The organism is Streptomyces sp. NPDC000941, from assembly GCF_053599555.1.
Genome location: NZ_JBSFMM010000502.1, coordinates 1 through 2,322 on the forward strand (window position 1 = coordinate 1; position 2,322 = coordinate 2,322).

General features: G+C 75.6%; 2 protein-coding genes. Both read left to right on the top strand.

The genetic code is table 11. From position 1 onward, the window contains the following. The first annotated feature begins 252 nt into the window (after positions 1–252). Positions 253–1,218: a sugar kinase gene (locus tag ACWDSL_RS53070; RefSeq protein ID WP_450496912.1), complete on the top strand. Its 966-nt coding sequence runs from the start codon at positions 253–255 to the stop codon at positions 1,216–1,218. Between the two features lie 126 nt (positions 1,219–1,344). Beyond that, a complete protein-coding gene (locus tag ACWDSL_RS53075; protein WP_450496914.1) occupies positions 1,345–1,983 on the top strand; it encodes a bifunctional 4-hydroxy-2-oxoglutarate aldolase/2-dehydro-3-deoxy-phosphogluconate aldolase in 639 nt (212 codons plus the stop codon). Positions 1,984–2,322: the final 339 nt, after the last annotated feature.

The following is a 2,322-nucleotide window of genomic DNA, read 5'->3' on the forward strand; positions in this document are numbered from 1 at the left end:
CCCACTGCCCCCCCCCCCCCAACCCCCCCCCCCCCCGCCCGGCCGCCGCCCCCTGCTCGCAGGCAGCGGCCGCCGCGTTGTGCACCCGGCAGCCGCCGTGTCGTACGCCCGCTTCCGCAGGCCACAACGGCATTGCGTACGACGGGATTTGACGGGCCGACAAGTGGCCTGAACCCCGCGGGGGCGGCTGTCGGTGCCGCCAGGTAGCGTTTCCGGGAGAAGGGGACGGGCGGGGAGCAAGGGGAGGCATCGGTGGCGAGCGGCCCTGAAGTGGTCACATGCGGTGAGGCGATGCTGTTGTTGCTCGCCGAGCCCGGGGTTCCCCTGGAGCAGGCCGTGCACTTCCGCCGCTCGGTCGCCGGAGCGGAGTCCAATGTGGCCACCGGCCTGGCCCGGCTCGGCCACAGCGCCCGCTGGCTGGGCCGGGTGGGCGCGGATCCGGCCGGCCAGGCCGTGCTGCGCGAGCTGCGCGCCGACGGCGTGGATGTGGCGTTCGTCGGGGTGGACGAGCAGGCCCCGACCGGGCTGCTGCTGCGCGACAGCCATCCGCGGCGCGCCATCGATGTGCAGTACTACCGCTCCGGCTCGGCCGGCTCCCGGCTCGCGCCCGAGCACATATCGGCCGAGGCCGTCAGCGGCGCCCGCCTCGTGCATATCTCTGGGATCACCCCGATGCTGTCGCCGACCGCGGCGGGCGCCACGGACCGGTTGATCGAGGTGGCCCGTGCCGCGGGGGCGGAGGTCTCCTTCGATCCGAATGTGCGGCGCAAGCTGGGCGGCGCGGCGCAGTGGGCCCAGACGGTCGGGCCGCTGCTGCGCGAGGCCGAGCTGGTCCTGGCGGGCGAGGACGAGCTGGAGCTGCTGACCGGCAGATCCGCCGACGAGGCCGCGGTGGAGCTGCTGGACGGCCGGGCGCACACCGTCGTCATCAAGCGCGCCGACCGCTCGGCGACCGCCGTGACCGCGGACGGGCGCTGGGACCAGCCGCCCTATCCGGTGCCGGTGGCCGACCCCGTGGGCGCGGGAGACGCCTTCGCGGCGGGGTATCTGTCGGGGCGGCTGCGCGGGCTGCCCGAGCCCCAGGCGCTCGCCGAGGGCGCCTGCGTCGCCGCGCTGGTCGTCCAGACCGCGACCGATACGGACGGGCTGCCCAGCGCGGCGGGGCGTGAGCGGGCCCTCGCCGCGTTCACCGGCGTCGCCGACTCCGTCCACCGCTGAGCCCGCGCCCCCCACGCAGTGCTTCCCCCGCATCGACAACCGCAAAGCGAAAGGCCGCATATCCCGGAGGCACCCCGGGGCGGCATCTCCAGGAGACCCTTCTGAGAGGAAAGGCGGCGAATTGCCGTGTACCGCTGGGAGATCACCCGGGCCGCGCTCGCACAGCGGATCTTCGCCATCATCCGCAGCGACAGCTATGACCACGCGACCGCGACGGCGGACACCCTGCTCTCCGCCGGCCTCACCACCGTGGAGTTCTCGCTGACCACCCCCTTCGCGCTGGAGGCCGTCACCACCCTGGTCCGCGAGGTCGGTGACGAGGCGGTGATCGGCGCGGGCACGGTGCTGGACGCCGCCTCCGCCCGGATGGCGGTCGACGCGGGCGCCCGGTTCCTGGTCTCCCCGAGCCTGGACCCGGAGGTGATCCGCACCGGCCACCGCTACGGCCTGCCGGTCTTCCCCGGCGTCGCCACGCCCACCGAGATGGTGCGCGCACTGGAGCTGGGCGCGGACGCCCTCAAGCTGTTCCCGGCCTCCGCCCACAGCCCCCGCTGGGTCAGGGACGTACGGGCCGCCCTGCCGCAGGCCGCCCTGCTGCCCACCGGCGGGGTGACCGTCGCCGAAGCGCCGGAGTGGATCGCCGCCGGAGCGGTCGCCTGCGGGATGGGCTCGGCGCTGTCGGAGGGCGACCGGGACGTGGTCGCCAAGCGCGCCGCGGAACTTCTCGCCCGGCTGCAGGACGTCGCCCCGGCCGACGTCTGGTGATTCGGGGGGCCGAGCCCGCCGACTCCGGTGCGGGCCGAGCCTGCTGACGTACCATCGGCCGGCCCCTCTGACGCAGGGGCGGCCGGGGCGGCGTTTCAGCAGCTGATCAACGGGTTCCGCCGGGCGGGCTCTTCTGCCACCCTGAGCGCGCTGTGATCACGCGCGAGGCCCAACACCGCCGGTGCGGCCCGCGCGTGCCGTTCCATGCCGCTCGCCGCGGCCTGTGCGAAGGAGTCGCCATGCGACGTTCCGTCACGCTGTCCGCCCTGGCCGCCGTGCTGGCCGCCACCGCCGCCGGCTCGGCCCTGGCCGCCGGCCCCGCCGCCGCGCCCGCCGCCG